The organism is Xenophilus arseniciresistens (assembly GCF_028023875.1).
GTDB lineage: Bacteria > Pseudomonadota > Gammaproteobacteria > Burkholderiales > Burkholderiaceae_C > Xenophilus > Xenophilus arseniciresistens.
The window spans coordinates 1-25,121 of record NZ_JAQIPB010000004.1; the positions used below are offsets into that span (position 1 = coordinate 1).

Sequence of the window (25,121 nt, forward strand, 5' to 3'; positions counted from 1 at the left end):
GGCTGTATATTTTTAATGATCAGCAGCTCTAGCTGCTTGACTCGCCGCGATCAGCGAAGCCTTCGATTATGACACGTTAAATTTTAACCTGTCAACTTTGAGGGTCTTTCGACCCTCTGCTTTGCAACTTAAGTTGTTTTGCGCAACTTATTTAGCGAAGCCCTCGATTATGACATCGTTTTTTGAAGATCCGCAACTTATTTCGCAGCGCTTCTCAAACTTGCCTTGCGTCGTTTCCGAGTGCTTGGCGTCATCTGTCGAGCCGCTCAGTATATGCCAGCCGCGGTGCCGCGCAAGCACTTCCCCAAACTTTTTCAAGACGGTGGAGGCCTCCGCGTGCTGACCGGGCCGCGACGACTGGAAGCGTTTCACTGCCCATCAGGCGCATGAGGCGGCACAAGGGGATGGAAAGGTGCGCGCTGACCGCCGGCGTTTGCCGTTTGAGCGTTTGGGGCACTCGCAAGGCCTCTTGAGCCGCTCGACGAGCCGACTTTCGATAATCAGCCCATGGCATTGCTTACTCTTTTAGATGCCCAACTCGCTTTCGGACATGTGGCGTTGTTGGACCACGCGGACTTTTCCCTGCTGGCCGCGGAGCGCGTCGGGCTGATCGGGCGCAACGGCGCCGGCAAGTCTTCCTTGCTCAAGATTCTTGGGGGGCTGGAGTCGCCCGACGACGGCCAGCTTCAGCTGCAAACGGGGCTGCGCGTCGCCTATGTCGCGCAAGAGCCCCAACTGGCGTCCGAGTCCACCGTGTTTGATGCGGTGAGCGCGGGCCTGGCGCCCGTCATTGCGCTGCGCGCCCGTTATCTCGCCCATGACGCCAGCGAAGACCTGGACGCCCTTCAGACACAGATCGAGGCGCTGGGTGGCTGGACCTGGGAGCAGCGCGTCGATGAAACGCTCCAGCGCCTTCATCTGGCCAGCGACGCGCGCATCGGCACGCTGTCCGGCGGGATGCGCAAGCGGGTGGCGCTGGCGCAGGCCCTGGTGAGCACGCCCGACGTGCTGCTGCTGGACGAACCGACCAACCATCTGGACCTGGACTCGATCGAGTGGCTGGAACAGCTGCTGCTGGACTACAAGGGAAGCGTGGTGACCATCACCCATGACCGCGCCTTCCTGGACCGAATCGCCACCCGGATCGTCGAGCTGGACCGCGGGCAGCTGCGCTCCTATCCGGGCAATTTCGCGCAGTACCAGCTGCAGAAGGAAGAGCAACTGGCGCAGGAGGCCGTCATCAACGCCAAGGCCGACAAGCTGCTCGCGCAAGAAGAGGTCTGGATCCGCAAGGGCGTGGAGGCGCGGCGCACCCGCAGCCAGAGCCGGATCGTGCGGCTCGAGGGTTTGCGCGAGCGGCGGGTCAACCGGCGCGAGGCGCTGGGCCGCGTGTCGCTGGACCTTGCCTCGGGCGCACCGAGCGGCAAGATCGTGGCCGAGCTGCAGCACGTCTCCAAGCACTATGGCGAGCGCGCGGTGGTGCGCGACTTCAGCGCGACCCTGCTGCGCGGCGACAAGATCGGCCTCATCGGCCCCAACGGCGCCGGCAAGACCACCTTGCTCAAGCTGATCCTGGGCGAGCTGGCCGCCGACAGCGGGAAGGTGCGCCAGGGCGCGAACCTGCAGGTCGCCTATTTCGATCAGATGCGCGACGCTCTGCAACTGGACGCGACGTTGGAGGACTTCATCAGCCCGGGCAGCGAATGGATCGAAATCGGCCAGCAGCGCAAGCATGTGAAGAGCTACCTGTCGGACTTCCTCTTCTCGCCGGCGCGCGCGCATTCGCCGGTGCGCTCGCTCAGCGGTGGCGAGCGCAACCGGCTGCTGCTGGCGCGCCTGTTCGCGCGGCCAGCCAACGTGCTGGTGCTCGACGAGCCGACCAACGATCTGGACATCGACACATTGGAGCTGCTCGAGGAGCTGCTGCAGGACTACGACGGGACCGTGTTCCTCGTCAGCCACGACCGCACCTTTCTGGACAACGTGGTGACCAGCACCATCGCCTACGAGGGCGATGGGCGGTGGCGCGAATACGAGGGCGGCGTGCAGGACTGGCTGACCCAGTCCCGCCGTGCGCGCGAGATCGCTGCCGCCGCGGCCCCCAAGCCCGTCGCCGCAGCGCCCACGGCGCCGGCCGCACGCCCGGAGGCCGCAGCCGCCGCATCCGCTGCACCCGCGCGCCGCAAGCTCAGCTACAAGGAACAGCGCGAACTCGACGGGCTGCCGGCCCACATCGAGACCCTGGAGGCCGAGCAGCGCGAGATCGACAGCAGCCTGTCGGCCAACGGCGGCGCACTGTATGGCAGCGACCCCGGCCGGGCGGCCGCGCTGGCCACGCGCCATGCAGAAATCGAAGAGGCGCTGCTGACCGCGCTGGAACGCTGGGAAGCCCTCAGCAGCCCGTCCGCCTGAGCACCTGCCCCGGGCACGACGGCGCCGCACTCCATCGCGCCGGGCCGTCGTCCCACAGCATCCGCACGGCCGTTGCGGATATACCTGCGGCATCGCCACTTGCCTGCCGCCCATGCGCCTGCCGAGCCTTCGTTCCCACCGACTCTGGCCCCGCCTGCTGGTGGCCTGCGCCGCGGCACTGGCGATGACGGGCTGCGCAGGCCTGCCGCAGGATGTGCAACGCCCCGAATCGCATGCCGTCGAACCCGAAGGCACGGCGCTGCATGCGCTGGTGGCACAGCGGCGTGCGCAGGCCGGCGCGCGGGCGGCCTCCGGCTTTGCCTTGCTCGATGGTCCACAGGCCGCCTACGGCAGCCGGCTGGCGCTGGTCGAGGCAGCCCAGAAGACGCTGGACCTGCAGTACTACGCCATCCACGCCGATGCCAGCAACAGCCGCCTGCTGCGCAGCGTGGGCGAGGCCGCGGCCCGCGGCGTGCGGGTGCGCATCCTGCTGGACGACTTCCACACCACGGGCCGCAATGCCCAGGTGCTGCAGCTGGCCTACGTGCCCAATGTGCAGATGCGGCTGTTCAACCCGCTGCCGGGCTCGCGCGACAGCACGGTGCGGCGCGTGATCCAGTCGCTGGGCGATGTGCAGCGCATCCAGCAGCGCATGCACAACAAACTGTTCATCGCCGACAACGCGCTGGGCATCACCGGCGGACGCAACCTTGGCGATGCGTATTTCGGCTTGGGCGAATCGGGCAACTTTGTGGACCTGGACGTGCTGGCTGCCGGCCCCATCGTGCGCGAGATGTCGCGCAGCTTCGACAGCTACTGGAACAACGAGCGCGCCTACCCCGTGCAGTCGCTCGTCACGCCCAAGGAACTGGCCGAGATGCGCGAGCGCCAGCGCCGCGCACCGCAGGAGGCCGAAGGCGCCGAAGGCGCGCCCCGGCCACCCGATGGCGAACCCCGCCCGGGCCCCGGCCAGCCCGACCCCGCGCAGGAGGCGATCCGCCGCGCGCGCGCCTGGGACCACCAGCCCATGGACCTGCGCACCCAGCCCTTCGTGTGGGCGCCCTCGGCGCTGCAGGTGGACGCGCCGGCCAAGATCCCGGCCGATGCGCAGGCGGCGGCTTCGCCTGCCCCCGACGCGCCCGCACCCGCGCGCGGCCAGTTGCCCGAAGGCGAAACCGTGGTCGACGGCCTGCTGCGCCTGATCGCCGAGGCCCAGCAAGACCTCCTGATCATCTCGCCCTACTTCGTGCCCGGCGCCGACATGAAGAAGGCCTTCGCCGACGCCGTGCAGCGCGGCGTGCGCGTGCGCGTCCTCACGAACTCGCTGGCGTCCAATGACGCGCCCATCGCCCATGTGGGCTACGCGCGCCACCGGCGCGAACTGCTGGATGCGGGCGTGCAGCTGTATGAGATGCGCAGCGAACAGGCGGGCCTGGGCAGCGCGCTGGGCAGCTCGGCCGGCAGCGCCAGCGCCACCGGCCAGTCGCGCGCCATGCTGCATTCCAAGGTGCTGGTGCGCGACGGGCGGCTGCTGGTGATCGGCTCGATGAACCTGGACCTGCGCTCCCAACTGCAGAACACCGAGATCGCCTTGCTGATCCGCAGCCGCGAGCTCTCCGCCCAGGCCACCGAGCTAATCGAGCGCAGCCTGCGGGAAGGCTCGTGGCGCGTGGAGCGCGAAAAAGAAGGATCGGGCGGACTGGTGTGGCGCGCGCCCGCCGGCAGCGCTCTGGCCGACGCGCGCACCGAGCCCGACAGCAGCCTGGGCCTGCGCCTGCTGCTGCGCGTGATCGGCCCGTTGGCGCCCGACGAAATGCTCTGAGGCGCCGCAGGCCTTGCAGGCTCACTCGGGCTGGATGCCGGCCGCCTTCACGATGCGGCCCCACTTCTGCGACTCGGCCGCCTGGAAGCGACCCAGTTCTTCGGGGCTGGTGGTGAACACCTCGGTGCCGCTGGGCTCGTAGAACGCGGTCCTGGCCGCGCTGCTGCGTGCCGCGTTCACCAGCAACTCGTTCAGGCGCTTGACCACGGCCGGCGGCGTGCCGGCCGGCGCATAGGCGGCGAACCAGAAGCCCATCTCGTAGCCCTTGACGCCGGCTTCGTCGATGGTGGGCACATCGGGCAGCAGCGGCGAGCGCGTGGCGCTGGACACGCCCAGCGCGCGCAGCTTGCCACCCTTGACCTGCGGCAGGCCGGTGGCCGAGTCGGTGATCATCATGTGGATCTGGCCGCCCAACAGGTCGGTCACGGCCAGCGTGTTGCTCTTGTAGGGCACATGCAGCAGTTGGATGTCGGCCATCTGCTGCAGCAGCTCGCCGGCCATGCGGCTGGACGAGCTGCCACTGCCGAAGCTGTACTTGCCCGGCTCTTTCTTGGCCAGCGCCAGGAACTCCGCCACCGACTTGGCCGGGAAGTTCGGCTGCACCACCATGATCTGCCCGCCCTTGCCCAGGCCGGCCACGGGCGCGAAGTCCTTCACCGGGTCATAGGGCAGCTTCTTGAACAGATGCTCGTTGGCCGCGTGCGTGGTGTTGGTGGTGATGAGCACCGTGTAGCCATCGGCGGGCGCCTTGGCCACCTGCTGCGAGGCGATGAAGCCGCTGGCCCCGGCCTTGTTGTCGATCACCACGGGCTGCCTGGCTTCGGCCGTCACCGCCGTGCCCAGCGCGCGGGCGATCTGGTCGGTCGCCGTGCCGGCGGCAAAGGGCACCACGAAGGTGATGGGCTTGGCCGGAAAGTTCTGCGGCTGGGCCAGCGACGAAGCGCCCGCCACCAGGGCGCAGGCGGCAACCAGCAGGGGTTTGATCATCTTTTTCGTGTTCACGCTTTTTTGTCTCCTTCGATTGAAATGGTCTGAATGGTCCGAGTGACTCTGGGTGGGATGGGAAATCAGGGGCCGGCCAGATGCGGCTGCAGCGCCGCGGGCACGCGCACCGGCATGTCCAGCAGCCAGAAGGACAGCGCCTTGCCGTGCGTGTCGAGGTTCAGCGCGTCATTCACGCCGCCGTCCAGCACTTCGTCGAGCACGAAGTTCAGCGCCTGCAGCCGCGGCAGCACGAAGCGCTGCACGCGCGAAGGCTGGCGATGCGCGAAATGCGCGGCCACGGCTTCGGGCGTCAGCGCCTCCAGCAGCAGCGGCCACAGCGCCGGGTGCCAGGCGATCACGCTGATGTTGGACCGGTTGCCCTTGTCGCCCGTGCGGCCATGGGCCAGGCGGTACAGCGGCACGGTGATCGTTTTTTGCCCAGTCATGCGCCCGTGCCCTCCACCATCTCGAAGCTCACCGGCACGGCCTCGCGCGGCAGCAGGCACGACAGCGTGTTCAGCCGCGGCGTGAGCGCCGTGCGCACGCCGCCGCCGCCCGCGGGGCCGCAGGTGTAGAGCGCCATCACCTCGCGCGGCAGGCGCTGGGCCTGGGTTCGCTCGGCATGGGCCGCGGCCACGCGCAGGCGCACGTCACGCGCGCCGCCATCGGCGGTGGCCGCCAGCGCGCGTCCGGCGTCGTCGGCCAGGATGCTCAGGGCGCCGATCAGGTCCACGCGCAGCGTCAGTTCGGGCAGGCGCGCGCGCAGCACCTCGGCCGCCAGCCGCGCGCGGCCCTCGGCGCGCGGGCCTGCATAGGAAATCTCACCCTCGGCCAGCCACCCGCCCTCGTGGCAGACGTTGACCTTGTAGTCTGCCGGCCGCGCGTGGCCGCGCACGCCGCGCAGGGCCACGCGGTCCGGGCCCAGCGCCAGCACCTCGGCTTCGGTGATGTCGGCCACCACGTCGGGCGTCAGGTAAGCCGCAGGGTCATGCACCTCGTACAGCAGTTGCTCCTTGACCGTGGCCACGCTCACCTGGCCACCCGTGCCCTGCGCCTTGCCGATCACGCAATGGCCTTCGGCGTCGATCTCGGCGATGGGGAAACCCACCTCGGCCAGGCCCTGCACGTCCTTGTAGCCCGGGTCTGCAAAGTAGCCGCCGCACACCTGGGCGCCGCATTCCAGCAGGTGGCCGGCCATGGTGGCGCGGCCCAGGCGCGGCCAGTCGTCGGCGGCCCAGCCATAGTGGGCCATGGCCGGCCCGACGGTGAGCGAGGGGTCGGCCACCCGCCCGCACACCACGATCTGCGCGCCCGCGCGCAGCGCCGCGGCAATGGGCTCGGCGCCGATGTAGGCATTGGCGCTGACCACCGAGCGGCCTTCCAGCGCGCGGCCCAGCCGCTCGCCCAGCATGGCGCGCTGCTGCGGGCTGGCCAGGTCGTCGCCCTCCACCACCGCCACGCGGGGCACCGCCAGGCCCAGTTCGCGGGCCATGCGCGCGATGTGGCGCGCCGCCGCGCGCGGATGGGCGGCGCCGAAGTTGCTGACGATGCGGATGCCGTGCTGCAGGCAGCGCGCCAGCACCGGCCGCAGCAGGTCGTCCAGCAAGGGCTCGTAGCCGGCTTCGGGGTCGGCGCGGCGGCGCAACTGGGCCAGCGCCAGCGTGCGCTCGGCCAGGGTCTCGAAGATCAGGAAGGCGGCCAGCCCTTCGCGTGCGTCGGCGGCCGCGAGCCGGGCCACCAGCGTGTCCACCACCGGGCCAGCGGCGTCGGCGCGGTCACCTGAAAAACCGGCGGCGCAGCCCACCAGCAATGTGGAAGTTGGGGAATCGACCATGTCTCTTCTTGTGCAAGTGCTGCACTCTAGGCGGCCTTGCATCATCCGTGAAATCGAAAGTACGGATGAATTCATCCAACTTCTGGATTAATCTGCGCCACATGCACACGCCCGACCTCTCCAGCCGCCAGCTGCGCGCCTTCCTGGCGCTGGTGGAGCTGCGCAATTTCACGCGGGCGGCCCAGGCCTGCCACCTCTCGCAGCCGGCCTTCAGCGCGCTGATCCGCACGCTCGAGGAGGCGCTGCAGGTCCGCCTGTTCGACCGCAACACCCGCAGCGTGCAGCTCACGCCCGAGGGCCTGCGCTTCGAGCCGGCCGCGCGCCAGTTGCTGCAGGACCTGACGCTGGCCCTGGGCGACTTGGCCGACCACGCGCAGCGGCGGCGCGGCCGCGTGCACCTGGCCGCCCTGCCCTCGCTGGCGGCCGGCTGGCTGCCGCAGATCTTTGCCGACTACCGCGCCCGCTGGCCCGGGGTGGAGCTGGTGCTCAGCGATGTGCTGTCGGACCCTTGCCTGGACCTGGTGCGCAACGGCCAGGCCGACTTTGCGCTGGCAGCCGGCGGCGCGCGGCCCGCCGACGCGGGCGAGTTGCGCGCACGGCCGCTGGTGGCCGACAGCTTCCACCTGGTGTGCCGCGCCGACCACCCGCTGGCGCGCGAGCCGCGGCTGACTCTGCGCAAGCTCGCGCCCTGGCCCTTCATCCACATGCGGCGCAACAGCAGCGTGCGCCAGACGCTGGAAGCCGCCCTGCACCCGCTGGCCATGAACACCGTGCTCGAAGTGGAGCAGCTGGCCACCGTCACCGGCATGGTGGAAGCGGGCCTGGGCATCAGCGTGGTGCCCACGCTCACGCTCTACCAGTTCAGCCGCGACAGCCTGGTCACGCGGGCGCTGCAGCTGCCGGCCAGTGCCAGCCGCCGCATCTACCTCGTGCAGCGGCGCGAGGGCAGCCTGTCGGCCGCCGCGCAGGCCCTGCACGACCAGATCATCGAGCGCTTCGCGGCCCTGCCATCCGCCTGAACGGCGGTCGACCCGCCGGGCCCGCAGCCCTGTGGGCCGGCCGGCGACAGGCGCACGGCGTGTCGGCCTGCGCCGGGCCCGCGCCCGCGGCCCGACCCTGTGCCATGTGCATGGCCCGCAAGCTCCACACCACCGCCGTCCCCTGTCCATCGCTCCCCCGCGTGCGCTGCGGCGCGTGAGCGCCTTGGCGCTGGGCCTGATGGGTCTGGCCTGGGCCGCGGGCAGCGCCGCGCAGGACGCGCCCTGGCGCGCGCCACTGCTCGAAGACCTGCGCCGCGTGGCGCGCATCGAGGCCGAGGCCCACGGCCTGGCGCTGGGCGTGCACGTGCGCGACCTGCAGTCCGGCGCCGCCGTCAACTGGGGTGGCAAGCGGCGCTGGTACCTGGCCTCGATGGTGAAGGTGCCCATCGCGATCGCGGTGCTGCAGGCCGTGGACGAGGGCCGCGTGACGCTGGACACGCCGCTGACCGTGCGCGCCGATGACTACGTGGACGGCGCCGGCCGCACCAACAGGACGCCCGTGGGCAAGGCGCTGAGCGTGCGCTTCCTGTTGGAGCAGATGATCATCCACAGCGACAACACGGCCAGCGACATGCTGATCGGCCTGGCGGGCCTGTCGGCCGTCAATGCGCTGGTGCAGCGCCAGGTGGGCGACGGCCTCGAGCCCATCACCACCTTGGGCGAGGTGCGGCGCCAGGTCTATGGCCGGCTGACGCCGCAGGCCGAACACCTGTCGGGTGCTTCGCTGCTGAGCATCCACCGCGAGCGCGGCGACGACGCGCGCCTGCAGCGCGTGGCGCAGATCACCGGCGTGCCCACCCCCCAATTTCGCCAGCGCTCGCTGGCCAAGGCCTGGCAGGACTATTACGCCGAGGGCCTGAACAGCGGCCGGCTCGACGCCTATGGTGACCTGCTGGCGCAGCTGAACCGCGGCGAGCTGCTGTCGGCGCGCAGCACGGCCCATCTGCGCGCACTGATGGAGCGCGTGGTGACCGGCCCGCGGCGCCTGCGCGCGGGCCTGCCGGCCGACGTGCGGCTGGCCCACAAGACCGGCACGCAGCGGGAGCGCACCTGCGACGGTGGCGTGGCGCGCCTGCCGGCCGCCGGGCGCGGCGCGGCGCCCGCGCGAGAAGTGCTCATCGTGGCCTGCGTGGCCGGCGCGGCGCCGCGCGCCCAGGCCGAACGCGCCATCGCCCAGTCCGCCGCGGCCGTCTGCCGCGCGGGCCTTCTTCATCACGGAGCCCCCCATGCGTCTGACTGCCTTTCCCCACCCCAAAGCGCCAGCGCGCGCGCCGCGCCGGCGCGCGATGCCGACGCTGCTGCTGCTTCTGGGCCTGCTGCTGGCGCTGCCGACGAAGAGTGAAGCCCAGGACGACGGACCCGACTGGCGCGCCAGGCTGCGCAGCCAGGTCGAGGCCCTGGACAGGCAGACACCCGGCGCGCTGGGCGTGTACGTCAAGCGCCTGGACAACGGCGAGAGCTACAGCCACGGCGCCGACCAGCGCTGGTACCTGGGATCGATGACCAAGATCCCCATCGCCATCGCGGTGCTGCAGCAAATCGATGCCGGCAGGCTCAGGCCCGACAGCGCGGTGGCGCTGCAGGACAGCGACCGCATCGACGTGGGCAAGCTGGTGTGGGAGAAGGCCGGCACGCGCCACACGGTGGCCGACCTGCTGCAGCGCATGCTGCGCGACAGCGACAACACCGCCGCCAACATGCTGATCCGCGCCGCGGGCGGCGAGACGCCGCTGAACAAGAGCGCGCAGGCGGCCATCGGCGAATCGCGCATGGGCGAGCTGACGGACTTCGCGCGCGTGCGGCGCGATGTGTACGCCGAGCTGCACCCGGCCGCGCGCCGGCTCTCCAATGCCCAGCTGGTGCAGGTGGCCGGCGCCCCCATCGGGCCGCAACGCGTGGCAGCACTGCAGCGGGCGCTGAAGGTGCAGGCCGGCGACATGCAGCTGCGCGACTTCGACGAAGCCTATGCGCGCTACTACCGGCATGGGAACAACAGCGCCACCCTGGAAGGCTACGGCGCGATGCTCGAGAAGCTGGCGCGCGGCGAACTGCTCAAGCCCGAGAGCCAGGCGCGCATGAATGAGGGGCTCAAGCTGGGCATCTACACCAACCACCGCCTGCAGGCCGGCCTGCCGCGCAGCGCCCGCTTCATCCACAAGACCGGCACCCAGCACCTGCGCGCCTGCCATGGCGGGGTGATCCACCCCGAAGACGGCGCGGCCCGCGGCATCGTGGTGGTGGCCTGCACGGCGGAGCTGGACGAGCAGAAGGCGGCCGGCCCGGTGCTGCAGCGCGTGGGACAGGCCGTGGCGCAGGCGCTGCTGGCGCCGCCCGAGCGCGCCACGGCACGCTGAGGGGGTCGGCTTCGGAAGGGAATTGCCCACAGGAGGCTTTTTCATCTTGGGGCGGCCCGGCGATGAAATATTGCCCCCACGCTCCCCCGCTTCGCGAGGTCCGCTGCCCCCCGAGGGGGCTTTTCATCTTGGGGCGGCCCGGCGATGAAAAAAGCGCGCCGCGCGCGCGTTGCATTGGAGAAAACTCTGTCCTGAATCGTTTCCAGTCAGGCTAGCCTCCTGCGCGCCACTTCCTTCCTATCTGCCCCTTCTTCGCCGAGGACTCCGATGACCACGATCCAGATCCTGTATGAGGACGACCACCAGCAACGCGCGCTGGCGCTGAGCACCGCCCTGGTGAACCAGGCGGCCGCCGACCCGGTGAGCGTGGCTCCCAAGGCCGTTCAGGGGCTGCGCACGCTGGTGTTCTGGGGCCATGGCGACAAGGACGCGCTGTGCCGGCTCAGCAGCCGCGAGGTGGTCAGGCTGATCGGCCAATGGCATGCCCTCAACCCGACGCTGGACGCGGTGGAGATCATCACCTGCAACGCCCGCCACTACGACGACGCCTGGCTGACCAAGACCGACGACAAGGGCAAGATCTCGAAGATCAAGCCCAAGACCCACCTGCACAGCTACCTGGCGCACGCGCTGTCGGGCAAGCGGATCAACAACTCCATGGCCAAACAGGTCAAGCGCGGCCTGAAGTACGGGCGCGACTCGAAGGTGCAGAAGATCCAGCTCAAGTCCATGCCCGAATCGCTCAACGGCAGCCACAACCAGTACTCCATCCTGTACTGGGACCAGTCCTCCTTCAGTTGGTGCTATGTCACGGGGCCCAGCACGGCCGAGATGTTCGAGATGGGCAACAACATCAAGCTGACCAAGTCCAACGGCTCGGACCCGAGCAAGAAGTGGGGCCCGGCGCGCAAGGGCAGCTTTCCCGAGAAGGTGGAGGCCGCCAAGCTGGAGTTTCCCAACGCCGATTTCGGCGACGTGAAGGCCGGCAAGCTGGCCGACCTGCGCAGCATGCTCGAAGTCGTTTACTGAAGGAAGCGGCGCGCGTTCAGCCCTTGTCGCGCACGGCGCTGAACACCTTCCAGAACGCGGCCTCCTGCGTGGTCGCGAAGTTGATGCGCATCAAGGTGGTGGGCTGGCGCCGCGCATGGAAGAGCGAGCCCGGCGCCAGCAGGTAGCCCTTGTCCAACATGCGCTGGGTCAGGGTGTCGGTGTCCACGCCCGTGTCCAGCCAGCCGAACAGGCCCGCGGGCTCGGCCGCCAGCGTGCAGCCATGGGCCAGCGCCAGCTTCACGGCGCGCGCACGGGCGCCGTCCAGCCGCACGCGCACGCGCTCCACATGGCGGCGCAACTGGCCCTGGTCGATGCACCAGGCCAGCGCGCGCTCCAGCAGCGCGGGCGTGGTCAGGGTGGCCAGCAGCTTGGTCTCCTGCAGCCGCTCCAGCAGCGGCGGCGCGGCACACATGAAGCCGATGCGCCAGTTGGGCGCCAGCACCTTGGCAAAGCCGCTGACGTAGATGGTGCGCTGCAGTCCGTCGAGCACCGACAGGCGCGTGGCATGCGCGCTCGCCAGGTGGCTGTAGGTGTCGTCCTCGACGATGTGGAAGTCGTGCTGCTGCGCCAGTTGCAGCACGCGGTACGCGCTGGCCGGGTTCAGGCTGTAGCCGGTGGGGTTGTGCAGCACGCTCACGCTCACGAAGAGCTTGGGCGCATGGGCCTCGCAGTAGCGCTGCATCACGGCCAGATCCGGCCCGTCGGCACGGCGCGGCACGGGCAGCACGCGCATGCCCAGCGCCTCCAGCCGCGCGAATTCCACGGCCCAGCCGGGCTCTTCCACCATCACCGGGTCGCCCGCGCGCAGGAGGGTGCGGCTCACGATGTCCAGCGCATGCGTGGCGCCCACGGTGGTCACGATCTGCTCGGGCCCCACTTCGAGCTGGATGCCCGCCAGCTTGTGCGCCAGGCTGCGGCGCAGGCCGGCGTCGCCGGCCGGATCGCCGTACTGCAGTGAAAACTCCTGCAGCGCCGCCGTGGTGGTCACGCGGCGCACCGCGGCCGGCATGAAGGTGCTCTGCAGCCAGTCGGGCGGCAGCACGCCCATGCCCGGCTGCGGCTTGTCGCTGCGGCGGTGGAACATGCCGCGGATCAGCGTGCTGGCGTCGGCCGGCTTGGCGGCCAGCACGGTGCTCACGGGCGCGGCCGCGGGCGCCACGCGCGGCGCTGGCGCGCCCCGTGCGGCAACGGCCTCGCGCCCGCGCAAGGCGGGCGGGGCCTCCTGGCGCACGAAGAAGCCGCGCTGGCGCCGGGCCTCCACCAGCCCCAGCGCCAGCAACTGGTCATAGGCCGCCACCACGGTGTGCGGGCTCACGCCCTGCTGGCGCGCGCATTCGCGCACCGAGGGCAGGCGCGCGCCCGGCGCCAGCAGCCGGTTGCGGATGCGGTCGGCAAAACGCTCGGCCAGTTGCTCGGTGAGCGTCTGGCTGGCGGTGCGGGTCAGGGGCGAGGCAAGTGACACAAGAAAGCCTTGAGGCGGGTGCTGTGCTGGCGTGACGACCAATACAGTTCATTTGCATTGTCTGCACAACTGTACTGGTCGTGTAATGGTTCCAAAGTTTAGAGTGCATGGCATGAACTGGCAAGAATTCACCGCGCTGCTGGTGCTGGCCACGGCGATGAGTTTTTCGCCCGGGCCCAACACCACGCTTTCAACGGCCCTGGCGGCCAACGGCGGCTTGCGTTCGGCCATGCGCTTCGTGGTGGCGGTGCCGGTGGGCTGGAGCCTGCTCTTGCTGCTCACGGCCGCCGGGCTGGGCGCGTTGATCCATGCCGCGCCCATCCTGCGCCTGGTGGTCAAGACGCTGGGCATCGGCTACTTGCTGTGGCTGGCCTTCAAACTCTCACACTCTGGCCAATTGAGCCGTGCCGATGCGCCGCTGCGCGTGGGCTTCTGGCAGGGCGTGGCCCTGCAGTTCGTGAACATCAAGGCCTGGCTGCTGGCGCTGACCCTGGTGGCCGGCTGGGTGGCGGGCCAGGCCCAGCCGCTGTTGCGCACCGCGGTGCTGCTGCTGGTGATGCTGTTCTTTGCCTTTAGCAGCAACTTCGCCTATGCGGCTGTGGGCGCGCTGCTGCGCGCCTGGCTGGCCCAGGGTCGGCGCCTCTTGTGGTTCAACCGCTTCATGGCCATGGTGCTGGTGTTGACGGCGGCCTGGATGGTGAAGGCATGAGCAGTACGGTGCACACGCAGGCCCCCGCCAACCAAGAAACGCTGGGCATGTGGCTGGGCGTGCTCGGCGTGGCCTTCTTCGCCATCACGCTGCCTATGACGCGCCTGGCCACGGGCACGGCCGACGCGCCGCAGCTTTCGCCCTGGTTCGTGACGCTGGGCCGCGCGGCGCTGGCCGGGCTGCTGTCGGCGGTCTTCTTGCTCGTGACGCGCTCGCCGCGGCCGCAGGCGCATCAATGGAAGCCGCTGGGCATGGCCGTGCTGGGCAACGTGATCGGCTATCCGCTGCTGCTGGCCTACGCGCTGCGCGTGGTCACGGCCAGCCATGCGGCGGTGATCACGGCGCTGCTGCCGCTGGTGTCGGCCATGGTCGCGGCCTGGGTGCTGCACCAGCGTGCGCGGCCGGGCTTCTGGATCTGTGCGGCCGTGGGCAGCGCGCTGGTGGTGCTGTTCTCGGTGCTGCGCGCCTCGCAGCACACGGGCGGCGGCTTCGGTTTCGAGTGGGCCGACCTGCTGCTGGTGGGCGCGGTGATCGCGGCCTCCTTCGGCTACATCTACGGCGCCCAGGTCACGCCGGCCCTGGGGGCCGAGCGCGTGATCTGCTGGGTCTGCGTGCTGGCGCTGCCGCTCACGCTGCCGGCCACGGTTCTGCTGTGGCCGCAGCAGCCGGTGGCCACCTCGGCCTGGGTGGGCTTTGTCTACGTGGGCGTGTTCTCCATGTGGATCGGCTTTTTCGCCTGGTACCGCGGCCTGGCCCTGGGCGGCGCGCTGCGCGTGAGCCAGACCCAGTTGCTGCAGCCCTTTTTGTCCATCCTGGCCGCGGTTCCACTCTTGGGCGAAGCGCTGGATGCGGTGACACTGGGCTTTGCCGCCGCCGTCGTGGTCACGGTGGTGATCAGCAAGAAACTCTCTCAATCGCCAGCGGCTCGCGCACCGCTGGCACGCTCCCCTTAGATCCCGTTGGAACGACACCCGCGCGCAACGCATTCGTGCACAAGGAAAGACAAGAAATGACCTGGAAACTGGCCGCCCGCGCCGAGAAGATGAACCCCTCGGCCATCCGCGAAATCCTCAAGGTGACCGAGCGCCCCGACGTCATCAGCCTGGCCGGTGGCCTGCCCTCGCCCAAGACCTTCCCGGTCAGCGCCTTTGCCGCCGCCTGCGCCGAAGTGCTGGCCACCGATGGCCAGGCCGCGCTGCAGTACGCCGCCAGCGAAGGCTACGCGCCGCTGCGCCAGGCCGTGGCCGACATGCTGCCCTGGGACGTGAACCCCGACCAGGTGCTGATCACCACCGGCTCGCAACAGGGGCTGGACCTGATCGCCAAGGTGCTGATCGACCCGGGCAGCAAGGTGCTGGTCGAAACGCCCACCTACCTGGGCGCGCTGCAGGCCTTCAGCCCCATGGAACCCAACGCCGTGAGCGTGGCCAGCGATGCCGAAGGCGTGCTGCCCGATGACCTGGCAGCCAAAGCCAGGGATGCGCGCTTCATCTACCTGCTGCCCAACTTCCAGAACCCCACGGGCCGCACCATGAGCGAGGCGCGCCGCGCCGCCGTCTCGGCCGCGGCCCAGGCCGCGGGCCTGCCGATCATCGAAGACAACCCCTATGGCGAGCTGTGGTTCGACGAAGCCCCGCCGCTGCCGCTCGCGGCCCGCAACCCCGAAGGCTGCATCTACCTGGGCTCGTTCTCGAAGGTGCTGGCGCCCGGCCTGCGGCTGGGCTTCCTGGTCGCGCCCAAGGCCATCTACCCCAAGCTGCTGCAGGCCAAGCAGGCGGTGGACCTGCACACGCCCATCTTCACCCAGCGCATGGTGGCCTCGGTGATGAAGGACGGCTTCCTGGACCAGCACGTGCCCAAGATCCGCGCGCTCTACAAGACGCAGCGCGACGCCATGGTCAGCGCACTGCAGCGCGAGATGAAGGGCCTGGATGTGGCCTTCAACGTGCCCAAGGGCGGCATGTTCCTGTGGCTGCGCATGCCCGAAGGCATCGACGCCACGGCCCTGCTGGCCCAGGCGGTGGAGCGCCGTGTGGCCTTCGTGCCCGGCTCGCCCTTCTATGCCGGCGAGCCCGACGCGCGCACGCTGCGCCTGTCCTTCGTGACGGCCAGCGAAGAGCAGATCGCCACCGCCATCGCCGCCCTGGCCGAGACCGTGCGCGAGGCCCTGGCCCGGCGCGCCGCCGAACAGGTGCAGCAGCAGCTGGCCGCCGCCTGAACGCCACGCCGCGCAGGCCGCGGCGCTTTTTCATCAAGCAGGAACACGCAAGATGATCAACATCTGGGGCCGCATCAGCTCGATCAATGTGCGCAAGGTGGTGTGGTGCGCGCAGGAGCTGGGCCTGGACTTCCAGCGCACCGAGGCCGGCGGCGCCTTCGGCGTGGTGCAGACGCCCGAGTACCTGGCGCTCAACCCCAATGCGCTGGTGCCCACGCTCAACGACGAAGGCTTCGTGCTTTGGGAGTCCAACGTCATCGTGCGCTACCTGTGCGCCAAGCACTGGACGCAGCAGCTCTACCCCGAGCGCCTGCCCGAACGCTTCGACGCCGAGCGCTGGATGGACTGGCAGCAGACCACGCTGAATCCGGCCAGCGGCGGCGCGTTCAGGCAGTTGATCCGCACGCCGGCCGCCGAGCGCGATGCGGGCGTGATCGAGCGCTCGGTGCGCGCCACCGAACCGCTGCTGGCCCTGCTGGACGCGCACCTGGCCGCGCACAGCCACATGGTCGGCGAGCACTTCACCATGGCCGACATCCCCATCGGCTGCGAAGTGCATCGCTGGTTCGGCCTGCCGGTGGCCGACTACCAGCGGCCCGCCTGGCCGCACCTGGAGCGCTGGTTCGCCAGCCTGCTGGCGCGCCCCGGCGCGCGCGGCGTGCTGGACCTCGCGCTCGAATAGCCGGATCGCCGGCCCCACGCCTTCGCTTCCTCCCTCGGCCCGGCGCTTGACTCCACGCCGGGCCCGGGCCACCCTTTTGCTGCCCAACCGCTGCCACTGACGCCATGACGCGCCCCCGCCCCTTCTGCCAAGTCGATGTCTTCACCCACAGCGCCGGTTTCGGCAACCCGCTGGCCGTCGTGCTCGACGGCGAAGGCCTGAGCGACGAGGCCATGCAGCGCTTCGCGCGCTGGACGAACCTGTCGGAAACCACCTTCGTTCTGCCGCCCACGGCCGCGGGGGCGGCACAGGGGGCCGACTACCGCGTGCGCATCTTCACGCCAGGCGGCGAGCTGCCCTTTGCCGGCCACCCCACGCTGGGCAGCGCCCATGCCTGGCTGGCATCCGGAGGCAAGCCCCGGCGCGCCGGCCTGCTGCTGCAGGAATGCGGCGTGGGCCTGGTGACGCTGCGGCAAATACAGCAGGAAGACGGCGCCCTGCGCCTGGCCTTTGCCGCGCCCGCCCTGCGGCGCAGCGCGCCCAGCCCCATGCAGCTGGCCAAGGTGGCGCAGGCGCTGGGGCTCAAGGCCGCGCAGATCGAGGCCGCGCAGCTGCTGGACAACGGCCCCATGTGGCTGGGCCTGCTGCTGAGCGATGCCGACACCGTGCTGTCGGTGCGTCCCGACCACGCCGCGCTCAAGGCGCTGGGCGTGAAGGTGGGGCTGGCGGGCCGGCCGGCGCAGGCGCCCGAGCCGCTGCTCATCGCGCGTGGCAACCGCGAGGCCCGCGCCTTCGCGCAGGCACAGCCGAAGCCGGCCGAGGCGGCCGCCGAAGCCGGGGTGGACCTCGAGGTGCGCGCCTTCGCCACCCCCATCGGCGTGGAGGAGGACCCTGTCACCGGCAGCCTCAACGCGAGCCTGGCGCAGTGGCTGATCGCCGACGGCCATCTGCCCGCGCAGTACGTGGCGGGCCAGGGCCAATGCCTGGGCCGCGAGGGCCGCGTGCACATCGCGCGCGATGCCGACGGGCTGGTGTGGGTGGGCGGCGACGTCGCGCCCTGCATCACGGGCAGCGTCCTGCTGTAGCGCGCCATGGCCGCCACGCTCGATCACCTGGTCATCGCCGCCCACACGCTGGAGGCCGGCGTGCGCTGGTGCGAGGCCACCCTGGGCCTCACGCCCGACGCCGGCGGCAGCCATCCGCAGATGGGCACGCACAACCGCCTGCTCAACATCTCTTCGCCGCCCGACTGGCCGCGGACCTACCTGGAGATCATCGCCATCGACCCCGCGGCCCGGCCGCCGCTGGCGCCGGGCCAGCGCCGCTGGTTCGACCTGGACGAGGCGGCGCTGCAAACCTCGCTGGCGCGCGACGGCGCGGCGCTGATCCACTTCGTCGCCCGCACGAATGATGCCGATGAGCTGGACGCCTGCACGCAGGCGCTGGCGGCGCTGAAGCCGCCCGTGGCGCGTGGCCCGGCCGTGGCCATGCACCGCGACACGCCCACCGGCCGCGTGCATTGGCAGATCACCTTGCGCGAAGACGGCCAGCGGCTGTGCCAGGGCGCGCTGCCCACGCTGATCGCGCGCGACGGGCCCGCCCACCCCTGCGACCGCCTGCCCGACCATGGCCTGCGCCTGCGCACGCTGCACGCCCGCCACCCCGAGGCGGCGACACTGGCGCCCGCGCTGCACGCGCTGGGCCTTCATGCCGTGACGGTGCAGGCCGGCCGGGCCGACCTGGTGGCCGAGCTGGACACGCCGCGCGGCCCGGTCACCCTTCATTCCTCTGGACGCTGAAACGCCATGCTGCCTGTCTCCGAGCTGCTGTTCTTCGCGCTGGCCGCGCTGGTGCTGGTGCTCACGCCCGGCCCCAACATGATCTATTGCGTCTCGCGCGCGCTGTGCCAGGGCCGCGCGGCGGGGCTGATCTCATTGGCCGGCGTGATGCTGGGCTTTGGCGTGCACCTGCTGGCGGCGGCGCTGGGCCTCACGGCGCTGCTGCTGGCCGTGCCCTTCGCCTTCGACGCCATCCGCCTGGCCGGCGCGGCCTATCTGCTGTGGCTGGCCTGGCAGGCGGTCAAGCCCGGCGGCGCTGCGCCATTCCAGGCGCGCAACCTGCCGCAGGACCCGCCGGCCAGGCTCTTCGCCATGGGCTTCATCACCAACGTGCTCAACCCCAAGGTGGCGATGTTCTACCTGTCCTTCTTCCCGCAGTTCCTGCATCCGGAACAAGGCTCGGTGCTGTTGCAGAGCCTGCAGCTGGGCGCAGTCCAGATCGGCGTGAGCGGCGCCGTCAATGCCGTGCTGATCTTCTGCGCGGGCGGGCTGACGGCTTTGCTGTCGCGCAGCGAAGGCTGGCTGCGCGCGCAGCGCTGGGTGATGGGCAGCGTGCTGGCGCTGCTGGCCCTGCGCATCGCCCTGCCCGAGCGCAGGTAGGCCGCCGCGCTCCTGTTTTTTTTCTTCTTCTTTTTTCGTTCTCCGTCCGTTCGCATGCAGTTCACCCCCGACGAAATCGCCGACGCGCAGCGCATCGTGTATGCCGCCATGCCGCCCACGCCGCAGTACGCCTGGCCCCAGCTGGCGCAGGTGCTGGGCGGCGAGCTGTGGCTCAAGCACGAGAACCACACGCCCGTGGGCGCCTTCAAGATCCGCGGCGGCCTGACCTACTTCGACACCTTGGTGCGCCAGCGCCCCGACGTGCGCCACGTGGTCAGCGCCACGCGCGGCAACCACGGCCAGTCGGTGGGCTTTGCGGCGCGCCGGCACGGGCTGGCCGCCACCATCGTCGTGCCGCATGGCAACTCGGCCGAGAAGAACGCCGCCATGCGCGCGCTCGGCGTGAACCTGGTCGAGCATGGCGACGACTTCCAGGCCGCCAGCGAGCACGCCGCCGAGCTGGCGCAGGCGCATCACGCGCATCGCATCCCATCCTTCCACCGCGAACTGGTGCGCGGCGTGGCCACGGCCTATGTGGAGTTCTTCGAAGCGTTGCGAGAAGCGCCGCCCGAGGTGCTGTATGTGCCCATCGGCCTGGGCTCGGGCTTTGCGGCGGCCGCGGCGGCGCGCGCCCATGTGGGCGCGAAGACGCGGCTGATCGGCGTGGTGTCGGCCCATGCCACGGCCTACCTCGATTCCTTCCAGGCAGGCCGGCCCGTGGACGCGCCGGTCTCCACCGTGCTGGCCGACGGCATGGCCTGCCGCACGCCGGTGCCCGAGGCCGTGGCCTTGATCGAGCGCGAGGCCGAGGACGTGGTGGCCGTGAGCGATGACGAAGTGGCCGCGGCCATGCGCCTGCTCTACGGCGCCACGCACAACGTGGCCGAAGGCGCGGGCGCCGCGGGCCTGGCCGCGGCCCTGCAACTGAGCGGCCGCTGGCGCGGGCGCCGCGTGGGCGTGGTGCTGACCGGCGGCAATGTGGATGCGCCGCTGTTCGCGCAGGTGCTTCAATCCCAGATCATCGACTGAGGCGCCCATGCCGCGTCGCGTCGCGCGGGTGACGCGCGGGCGGGTTCCGGTCGCTGGCGGGACAAGCGAGCGCGCGCCGCTGCGCAGAATGGGCGCATGGGAACCCTTTATCTTGTGCGCCACGGCCAGGCCTCCTTTGGCGCCGACGACTACGACAAGCTCAGCGCGCTGGGCCACCGGCAGGCCGTGCGGCTGGGCGAGTACTGGCGCGAGCGCGGCATGCGCTTCGACGCGGTGATCACGGGCACCTTGCGCCGCCATCGCGAGACCTGGGAAGGCATCGCCCAGGGCCTGGGGCTCACCGAGCAGGATGTGCTGCCCTGGCCGGGCCTGAACGAGTACGACGCCGAGGCGGTGGTCGCCAGCATCCACCCGGCCAAGCTGGGCAAGCCCGACACGCCCGAGCTGTACCGCCAGCACTTCCGGCTGCTGCGCGACGGCCTCACGGCCTGGATGCAGGGCCGCGCGGCGCCCGCGGGCATGCCCAGCTATGTGGACTTCCTGGCCGGCGTGACCACGGCGCTGGACCATGTGCGCGAGCGCCACCATGGCGTGAAGGTGCTGGTGGTGAGCAGCGGCGGACCGATTTCGACGGCCGTGGGCCATGTGCTGGGCACCAGCCCCGAGACCACCATCGAGCTGAACCTGCGCATCCGCAACAGCTCGGTCACCGAGTTCGTCTTCACGCCCAAGCGCCACACGCTGCTGACCTACAACACGCTGCCGCACCTGGACGGCCCCGCCTACGAGGACTGGGTCACGTATTCCTAAGCCGCCGTTTCCTGCGCCACCCAGCGCAGGTAGTCGGCGGATCCTGCGGTGATGGGCAGTTGCACGATCTCGGGCGTTTCGTAGCTGTGGCGCTCGCGGATCAGCGCCTCCAGCGCGGCGTAGCGCCCGGTGCGGGTTTTGATGCACAGCTGCCATTCGGGCTCGTTGCGCACCTCGCCCTGCCAGCGGTAGAGGCTGCGCACGCGCTGGATCTGCACGCAGGCGGCCAGGCGCGCCTCGACGATGGCGCTGGCCAGCTGGTCGGCCTCGTCTTCGGTGCCGGCGGTGGTCAGGACGATGCAGGCGGTGTCGGTGCTCATGGCGCGGCTCCTTCTTGCAAAAGATTCAACCTTGCCACACGCCGTAGCCGCAGGCGCGCAGGTGAATGCCCAATTCGACTTCCATGATCTGCGCCTCCTTGTAGGCCATGGGGTTGTAGCGCTCATAGAGCTGCGGCAGCAGGCGCAGGCCATAGAGCTGCACGAAGCGGTTGGCCTGGATGCCCGCCTTGTGCTTGTCGAAGCGCAGGTCCGGGTCCAGCCCCGTCATGCCCACGTACACGAAAGGCATGCCCAGGCGCCAGCCGGGGTTGGCGCGCCGAAAGCGCGCGCTGTTCCACACGCGGTCGTCGAGCTGGACCACATAGACATGGTGGTGCGGCCTGGCCATGGCGTCGTCCGTCGAAGTGCTTCAGCACAGGGGCGCCATCAGGCCATCGGCCCCTGCGGCATCTGGTCGAAGTCGTCCATCACTTGCCGCAGCAGGGCCGCGGCGGCCGGCGGCAGCAGCCGGCCATGGCGCGAGACCAGATGCACGCGCCCCTGCGAGAGCAAGGCGTTTTGCATCGGCCTGGCCACCACGGGCCGGCCCGCGGGCTCCAGCGGCAGCGCCGTGCGCGTGCACAGCGCATAGCCCAGCCCCGCCACCACGAAGTGCGCCACGGCGTCGAAGGACGAAGTGGTCAGCGAGATGTTCAGCCGCAGGCCTTCGCTGACCTCGGCCGCCTCGATGTGCTGGCGCACGCCGAAGCTGCGGTGCAGGGCTGCGCCCGGGTAGGGCAGCAGGTCCGCCAGGCGCAGCGGGCGCGCGAGCTGCGCCAGCGGATGGGTGTCGAGCATCAGCGCCTCGATCGGCTGCAGATTGGATGCATGCGAGCGCAGGCGTTCGTCCCGCCGCGGCTGGAACAGCAGGCCGATGTGGGCGCGCTCGTCCACCACGCGCTGGGCGATCTCCTCGCTGCTGCCCACGTCCAGGTCCACCGTGATGCCCGGATGCGCGGCCATGAAGCGGCGCACGCTGTGCCGCATCAGCCAGTCCACAAAACCTTCGCCCGCAACGATGTCCACATGGCCGCGCTCGAGCTTGTGGATGCCTTCGAGCTGCGCCAGCAGTTGCTGCTTCTGGCTGTGCTGGCGGCGCAGGTAGCCGGCCAGCAGCTGGCCCGCATCGGTGGGCACCACGCCGCGCCCGCGGCGCTCCAGCAGGCGCGCGCCGCAGTCTTCCTCCAGCAGTGCCACGGCGCGGCTGACGGCCGAGGCGTCCATGCCCAGCACCTCGGCCGCACCGCGCACCGAGCCGCTGTCGATCACCTGCATGAAATAGCGCGCGCGGCGCGTGTCGAGCTTGTCGTCCATGGCGGGCCCCTGGCCAGGGGCAGATGTCCGTTGCATTCAATGCAACACAAAACGGGATTGTGCGTCATTGATGCACGACCAGCCTTGCCGGAGACTGCGCCCCAATCCAAATCCAACAGCTCCCCAGCGAGACACGACCATGCCCAGCGCCAGCCTTTCAGCCCCGCCCCATGCGCCCGCCGCCCACACGGCGGCCCACAGGCTTCGCCTGGTCGCGGTGGTCATCGCCGTGGTGATCGTGGCCGAATGGATCGGCTCGGCGCAGTTCGCGCTCGGCCCGGGCAAGGTGGTGCTGCTGCCCATGCTGTGGGCGCTGCTGATCGCCGCGGCCCTGGGCATGGCGCAGCGCCGGTTGCCGGCCGCGCTGCGCATCGATACGCCGCTGCAGGCCTACGCGGGCGGCCTGCTCAATGCGGTGCTGCTGCTTTTTGTGGTGAAGCTCGGGCTCACCGTGGGTGCCTTCCTGCCGCAGGTCAGGCAGGCGGGCTGGGCCCTGTTCTTCCAGGAGTTCGGCCACGCCTTCGGCACCCTGGCGCTGGGGCTGCCGCTGGCGCTGCTGCTGGGCATCAAGCGCGAAGCGGTGGGCGCGACCTTCTCGGTGGGCCGCGAGGGCAACCTCGTGATCATCGGCCAGAAGTACGGCATGGATTCGCCCGAAGGCCGCGGCGTGCTGGCCGAGTACATCACCGGCACCGTGCTGGGCGCCCTGTTCATCACCTTGCTGGCCGGCTTCATCACCAGCCTGAACATCTTCGATCCGCGCTCGCTGGCCATGGGGGCCGGCGTGGGCTCGGGCAGCATGATGGCCGCAGCCATGGGCGCGATTGCCGCGCAGCAGCCGGCCGCGCTGGTGCCGCAGCTGACGGCCATCGCGGCGGCGGCCAACCTCATCACCATGGTGCTGGGCTTTTACTTCACGCTCTTCCTGTCGCTGCCGGCCTGCGCCTGGCTGTACGAGCGGCTGGAGCCGGTGCTGGGCCGCTTTTCCAGGCCGCGCGGCGGCCAGGAAACGCGCGGCGCCGCCGGCATGGGCGGGGTGGACATCCAGGGCCTGCCGCTGGTCGATACCGTGCTGGCCTGGGCGCTGATGGCCGTGACGGTGACGATTGGCAACCGCATGGCCTACCAGGTGCCGATGCTCGAGTCGCTGATCGGCCTGGCGCTGGTGATCGCCATCGTGGCGGTGGTCGATGCACTCAAGCGCGCCGTGCCGCGGCTGCCGCTGGTGCTGGCGCTGTCGGTGGTGGCCACCGTGGTGGGCGTGCCGGGGCTGCTGCCCTTCTCCGACGCGGTGGTGGCCCACACGGCCAAGCTCAACTTCATGGCCTTCACCACGCCGGTGCTGGCGCTGGCCGGCTTCTCGGTGGCCAAGGACCTGCCCATCTTCCGCCAACTCGGCTGGCGCATCGTGCTGGTGTCGCTCACCGCCACGGCCGGCACCTTCCTGGGCGCCACGCTGGTGGCCGAGTTCTTCCACTGATCCCCCTCAGAACGATTCCACCGGACCCGCACGATGTACCGCGACCCCGAGATTTCCGACGACATCCGAGCGCAGATGCAGGCCTGGCGCCGCGACATCCACGCCAACCCCGAAACCGCCTTTGAAGAGCACCGCACCGCCAACGTGGTGGCGCAGGCGCTGCAACTGATGGGCCTGAACGTGCACCGCGGCCTGGCCGTGACCGGCGTGGTGGCGACGCTGAAGAACGGCGAGGGCCCGAGCATCGCCCTGCGCGCCGACCTGGACGCGCTGAACATGCAGGAGCTGGGCAGTGCGCCCCATGCCTCCCGCTGCGCGGGCAAGATGCACGCCTGCGGCCATGACGGCCACACGGCCATGCTGCTGGGCGCGGCTGCGCATCTGGCGCGGCACAAACCGTTCAAGGGCACGGTTCACTTCGTGTTCCAGCCCGGTGAAGAGAACGAGGGCGGCGGCCGCGTGATGGTGGAGGAAGGGCTGTTCGAGCAGTTCCCGGCCGACGCGGTGTACGGCATGCACAACTTCCCGCAGCTGCCGCGCGGCCACTTCGCCATCCGCAGCGGCACCATGACGGCCTTCCTCGACACCTTCGAGATCACGATCACCGGCAAGGGCTGCCACGGCGCCATGCCCGAGACCGGCATCGACGCGGTGATGGTGTCGGCGCAACTGGTGAACGCGCTGCAGACCATCGTGAGCCGCCGCACCGGCGCCACCGAATCGGCCGTGGTCAGCGTCACGCAGATCCATGGCGGCGACACCTGGAACGTGATCCCCGAGCAGGTGATGCTGCGCGGCACCGTGCGCACGCTGGACGCGGCCGTGCAGGCGCGCACCAGAGCCGCGATGCAGCAGATCTGCGATGGCGTGGCGCAGACGCACGGCGCCGCCGTGGCACTGGACTACCGCCATGGCTACCCCGGCGTGGTGAACACCGCCACCGAGACCGCCGCTGCGGTGGCCGCCGCGGCCAGCCTGGTCGGCGATGCGCAGGTGCACACGAACATCGCGCCGGCCATGGGCTCGGAAGACTTCGCCTTCATGCTGCAGAAGCGCCCGGGCGCCTACATCGGCATCGGCGCGGGCGAAGGGGCCAACGACCCGCCGGTGCACAACCCGTATTACGACTTCAACGACAACATCCTGCCGCTGGGTGCGGCCTACTGGGTGGCGCTGGTCAGGCAGCAGCTGCCTGTCGCATGATGGGGCGGTGATCCGCCCCT

24 protein-coding genes are annotated in these 25,121 nt (G+C 70.2%); 17 read left to right on the forward strand and 7 right to left on the reverse strand.

The genetic code is table 11. The features are described from left to right. Positions 1-507: 507 nt before the first annotated feature. Both PGB34_RS11680 and PGB34_RS11685 read left to right on the forward strand, forming a co-directional pair. Positions 508-2,412 carry an ATP-binding cassette domain-containing protein gene (locus PGB34_RS11680; RefSeq protein WP_271428272.1) on the forward strand — a complete coding sequence of 635 codons (1,905 nt, stop codon included), beginning with the start codon at positions 508-510 and terminating at the stop codon, positions 2,410-2,412. A 112-nt stretch (positions 2,413-2,524) separates the two neighbouring features. After that, positions 2,525-4,234, forward strand: a complete 1,710-nt coding sequence (locus tag PGB34_RS11685; RefSeq protein WP_408647873.1) for a phospholipase D-like domain-containing protein — start codon at positions 2,525-2,527, stop codon at positions 4,232-4,234. 21 nt (positions 4,235-4,255) lie between these two features. Here PGB34_RS11685 and PGB34_RS11690 read toward each other — a convergent pair whose 3' ends face one another. From PGB34_RS11690 to PGB34_RS11700, 3 genes are all read right to left on the reverse strand, one after another. Further along, positions 4,256-5,221 carry a Bug family tripartite tricarboxylate transporter substrate binding protein gene (locus tag PGB34_RS11690; RefSeq protein WP_271428384.1) on the reverse strand — a complete coding sequence of 322 codons (966 nt, stop codon included), beginning with the start codon at positions 5,219-5,221 and terminating at the stop codon, positions 4,256-4,258. Positions 5,222-5,301: 80 nt separating this feature from the next. After that, positions 5,302-5,664: an AtuA-related protein gene (locus tag PGB34_RS11695; protein ID WP_271428273.1), complete on the reverse strand. Its 363-nt coding sequence runs from the start codon at positions 5,662-5,664 to the stop codon at positions 5,302-5,304. Continuing rightward, entirely contained in the window at positions 5,661-7,052 is a 1,392-nt protein-coding gene (locus PGB34_RS11700; protein WP_271428274.1) for an acyclic terpene utilization AtuA family protein, read from the reverse strand. Before PGB34_RS11700 ends, PGB34_RS11695 begins: the two co-directional genes overlap by 4 nt. 101 nt (positions 7,053-7,153) lie before the next feature. On the opposite strand from PGB34_RS11700, the gene PGB34_RS11705 reads away from it, so the two are divergent. The 4 genes from PGB34_RS11705 to PGB34_RS11720 all read left to right on the forward strand — a co-directional run bounded on the left by PGB34_RS11705 (position 7,154) and on the right by PGB34_RS11720 (position 11,475). Further along, positions 7,154-8,071, forward strand: a complete 918-nt coding sequence (locus tag PGB34_RS11705; RefSeq protein ID WP_271428385.1) for a LysR family transcriptional regulator — start codon at positions 7,154-7,156, stop codon at positions 8,069-8,071. A gap of 175 nt (positions 8,072-8,246) precedes the next feature. After that, positions 8,247-9,434, forward strand: coding sequence for a serine hydrolase (locus PGB34_RS11710; RefSeq protein ID WP_271428275.1), 1,188 nt, complete (start codon positions 8,247-8,249; stop codon positions 9,432-9,434). Then, positions 9,379-10,446, forward strand: coding sequence for a serine hydrolase (locus PGB34_RS11715; protein WP_271428276.1), 1,068 nt, complete (start codon positions 9,379-9,381; stop codon positions 10,444-10,446). The genes PGB34_RS11710 and PGB34_RS11715 overlap by 56 nt, the downstream gene beginning before the upstream one ends. 267 nt (positions 10,447-10,713) lie before the next feature. Then, positions 10,714-11,475, forward strand: a complete 762-nt coding sequence (locus tag PGB34_RS11720) for a hypothetical protein (protein ID WP_271428277.1) — start codon at positions 10,714-10,716, stop codon at positions 11,473-11,475. Positions 11,476-11,491: 16 nt separating this feature from the next. Here the strand turns inward: PGB34_RS11720 and PGB34_RS11725 are convergent, their stop codons facing one another. Beyond that, positions 11,492-12,958: an aminotransferase-like domain-containing protein gene (locus PGB34_RS11725; RefSeq protein ID WP_271428278.1), complete on the reverse strand. Its 1,467-nt coding sequence runs from the start codon at positions 12,956-12,958 to the stop codon at positions 11,492-11,494. A gap of 112 nt (positions 12,959-13,070) precedes the next feature. Here PGB34_RS11725 and PGB34_RS11730 point away from each other — a divergent pair, with 112 nt between their 5' ends. The 9 genes from PGB34_RS11730 (at position 13,071) to PGB34_RS11770 (ending at position 20,784) form a co-directional block, all read left to right on the forward strand. Next, positions 13,071-13,667: a LysE family translocator gene (locus tag PGB34_RS11730; protein ID WP_271428279.1), complete on the forward strand. Its 597-nt coding sequence runs from the start codon at positions 13,071-13,073 to the stop codon at positions 13,665-13,667. Continuing rightward, positions 13,664-14,620: a DMT family transporter gene (locus PGB34_RS11735; protein WP_271428280.1), complete on the forward strand. Its 957-nt coding sequence runs from the start codon at positions 13,664-13,666 to the stop codon at positions 14,618-14,620. The genes PGB34_RS11730 and PGB34_RS11735 overlap by 4 nt, the downstream gene beginning before the upstream one ends. A gap of 56 nt (positions 14,621-14,676) precedes the next feature. Next, entirely contained in the window at positions 14,677-15,885 is a 1,209-nt protein-coding gene (locus PGB34_RS11740; RefSeq protein ID WP_271428281.1) for an aminotransferase-like domain-containing protein, read from the forward strand. 52 nt (positions 15,886-15,937) lie between these two features. Next, positions 15,938-16,567 (forward strand): glutathione S-transferase family protein, encoded by a 630-nt coding sequence (locus tag PGB34_RS11745; protein ID WP_271428282.1) that lies wholly within the window; start codon positions 15,938-15,940, stop codon positions 16,565-16,567. 104 nt (positions 16,568-16,671) lie between these two features. Next, positions 16,672-17,631, forward strand: coding sequence for a PhzF family phenazine biosynthesis protein (locus tag PGB34_RS11750; protein ID WP_271428283.1), 960 nt, complete (start codon positions 16,672-16,674; stop codon positions 17,629-17,631). 6 nt (positions 17,632-17,637) lie between these two features. After that, on the forward strand, positions 17,638-18,345 hold the full coding sequence (locus PGB34_RS11755; protein WP_271428284.1) for a VOC family protein: 708 nt from the start codon (positions 17,638-17,640) through the stop codon (positions 18,343-18,345). Between the two features lie 6 nt (positions 18,346-18,351). Beyond that, complete coding sequence (locus PGB34_RS11760) at positions 18,352-18,984, forward strand: LysE family translocator (RefSeq protein WP_271428285.1); 633 nt, start codon at positions 18,352-18,354, stop codon at positions 18,982-18,984. Positions 18,985-19,038: 54 nt separating this feature from the next. Further along, a complete protein-coding gene (locus PGB34_RS11765; protein WP_271428286.1) occupies positions 19,039-20,013 on the forward strand; it encodes a threonine dehydratase in 975 nt (324 codons plus the stop codon). 96 nt (positions 20,014-20,109) lie between these two features. After that, on the forward strand, positions 20,110-20,784 hold the full coding sequence (locus PGB34_RS11770; protein WP_271428287.1) for a histidine phosphatase family protein: 675 nt from the start codon (positions 20,110-20,112) through the stop codon (positions 20,782-20,784). On the opposite strand, the gene cutA is transcribed toward PGB34_RS11770, so the two are convergent. The 3 genes from cutA to PGB34_RS11785 are packed head-to-tail and all read right to left on the reverse strand — an operon-like array spanning position 20,781 to position 22,418. After that, the gene (gene cutA / locus PGB34_RS11775) at positions 20,781-21,104 is read right to left on the reverse strand and encodes a divalent-cation tolerance protein CutA (protein ID WP_271428288.1); all 324 of its coding nucleotides are present in this window, start codon (positions 21,102-21,104) and stop codon (positions 20,781-20,783) included. The genes PGB34_RS11770 and cutA overlap by 4 nt on opposite strands. A 25-nt stretch (positions 21,105-21,129) precedes the next feature. Then, positions 21,130-21,453, reverse strand: a complete 324-nt coding sequence (locus PGB34_RS11780) for a hypothetical protein (protein WP_271428289.1) — start codon at positions 21,451-21,453, stop codon at positions 21,130-21,132. Positions 21,454-21,491: 38 nt separating this feature from the next. Beyond that, complete coding sequence (locus PGB34_RS11785; protein ID WP_271428290.1) at positions 21,492-22,418, reverse strand: LysR family transcriptional regulator; 927 nt, start codon at positions 22,416-22,418, stop codon at positions 21,492-21,494. A 139-nt stretch (positions 22,419-22,557) separates the two neighbouring features. On the opposite strand from PGB34_RS11785, the gene PGB34_RS11790 reads away from it, so the two are divergent. Both PGB34_RS11790 and PGB34_RS11795 read left to right on the forward strand, forming a co-directional pair. Further along, positions 22,558-23,898, forward strand: a complete 1,341-nt coding sequence (locus PGB34_RS11790; protein ID WP_271428291.1) for a DUF3100 domain-containing protein — start codon at positions 22,558-22,560, stop codon at positions 23,896-23,898. 33 nt (positions 23,899-23,931) lie between these two features. Then, the gene (locus PGB34_RS11795; RefSeq protein WP_271428292.1) at positions 23,932-25,101 is read left to right on the forward strand and encodes a M20 aminoacylase family protein; all 1,170 of its coding nucleotides are present in this window, start codon (positions 23,932-23,934) and stop codon (positions 25,099-25,101) included. Positions 25,102-25,121: the final 20 nt, after the last annotated feature.

Excerpts from the sequence above, each read along its gene's own strand:
- PGB34_RS11780 (WP_271428289.1), bottom strand. The coding sequence starts at position 21,453 with ATGGCCAGGCCGCACCACCATGTCTATGTGGTCCAGCTCGACGACCGC.
- PGB34_RS11740 (WP_271428281.1), top strand. The coding sequence starts at position 14,677 with ATGACCTGGAAACTGGCCGCCCGCGCCGAGAAGATGAACCCCTCGGCC.
- PGB34_RS11685 (WP_408647873.1), top strand. The coding sequence starts at position 2,525 with ATGCGCCTGCCGAGCCTTCGTTCCCACCGACTCTGGCCCCGCCTGCTG.
- PGB34_RS11785 (WP_271428290.1), bottom strand. The coding sequence starts at position 22,418 with ATGGACGACAAGCTCGACACGCGCCGCGCGCGCTATTTCATGCAGGTG.
- PGB34_RS11715 (WP_271428276.1), top strand. The coding sequence starts at position 9,379 with ATGCCGACGCTGCTGCTGCTTCTGGGCCTGCTGCTGGCGCTGCCGACG.
- PGB34_RS11755 (WP_271428284.1), top strand. The coding sequence starts at position 17,638 with ATGGCCGCCACGCTCGATCACCTGGTCATCGCCGCCCACACGCTGGAG.
- PGB34_RS11705 (WP_271428385.1), top strand. The coding sequence starts at position 7,154 with ATGCACACGCCCGACCTCTCCAGCCGCCAGCTGCGCGCCTTCCTGGCG.
- PGB34_RS11680 (WP_271428272.1), top strand. The coding sequence starts at position 508 with ATGGCATTGCTTACTCTTTTAGATGCCCAACTCGCTTTCGGACATGTG.
- PGB34_RS11695 (WP_271428273.1), bottom strand. The coding sequence starts at position 5,664 with ATGACTGGGCAAAAAACGATCACCGTGCCGCTGTACCGCCTGGCCCAT.
- PGB34_RS11735 (WP_271428280.1), top strand. The coding sequence starts at position 13,664 with ATGAGCAGTACGGTGCACACGCAGGCCCCCGCCAACCAAGAAACGCTG.
- cutA (WP_271428288.1), bottom strand. The coding sequence starts at position 21,104 with ATGAGCACCGACACCGCCTGCATCGTCCTGACCACCGCCGGCACCGAA.
- PGB34_RS11795 (WP_271428292.1), top strand. The coding sequence starts at position 23,932 with ATGTACCGCGACCCCGAGATTTCCGACGACATCCGAGCGCAGATGCAG.
- PGB34_RS11700 (WP_271428274.1), bottom strand. The coding sequence starts at position 7,052 with ATGGTCGATTCCCCAACTTCCACATTGCTGGTGGGCTGCGCCGCCGGT.
- PGB34_RS11760 (WP_271428285.1), top strand. The coding sequence starts at position 18,352 with ATGCTGCCTGTCTCCGAGCTGCTGTTCTTCGCGCTGGCCGCGCTGGTG.
- PGB34_RS11730 (WP_271428279.1), top strand. The coding sequence starts at position 13,071 with ATGAACTGGCAAGAATTCACCGCGCTGCTGGTGCTGGCCACGGCGATG.
- PGB34_RS11750 (WP_271428283.1), top strand. The coding sequence starts at position 16,672 with ATGACGCGCCCCCGCCCCTTCTGCCAAGTCGATGTCTTCACCCACAGC.
- PGB34_RS11765 (WP_271428286.1), top strand. The coding sequence starts at position 19,039 with ATGCAGTTCACCCCCGACGAAATCGCCGACGCGCAGCGCATCGTGTAT.
- PGB34_RS11690 (WP_271428384.1), bottom strand. The coding sequence starts at position 5,221 with ATGATCAAACCCCTGCTGGTTGCCGCCTGCGCCCTGGTGGCGGGCGCT.
- PGB34_RS11790 (WP_271428291.1), top strand. The coding sequence starts at position 22,558 with ATGCCCAGCGCCAGCCTTTCAGCCCCGCCCCATGCGCCCGCCGCCCAC.
- PGB34_RS11745 (WP_271428282.1), top strand. The coding sequence starts at position 15,938 with ATGATCAACATCTGGGGCCGCATCAGCTCGATCAATGTGCGCAAGGTG.
- PGB34_RS11770 (WP_271428287.1), top strand. The coding sequence starts at position 20,110 with ATGGGAACCCTTTATCTTGTGCGCCACGGCCAGGCCTCCTTTGGCGCC.
- PGB34_RS11720 (WP_271428277.1), top strand. The coding sequence starts at position 10,714 with ATGACCACGATCCAGATCCTGTATGAGGACGACCACCAGCAACGCGCG.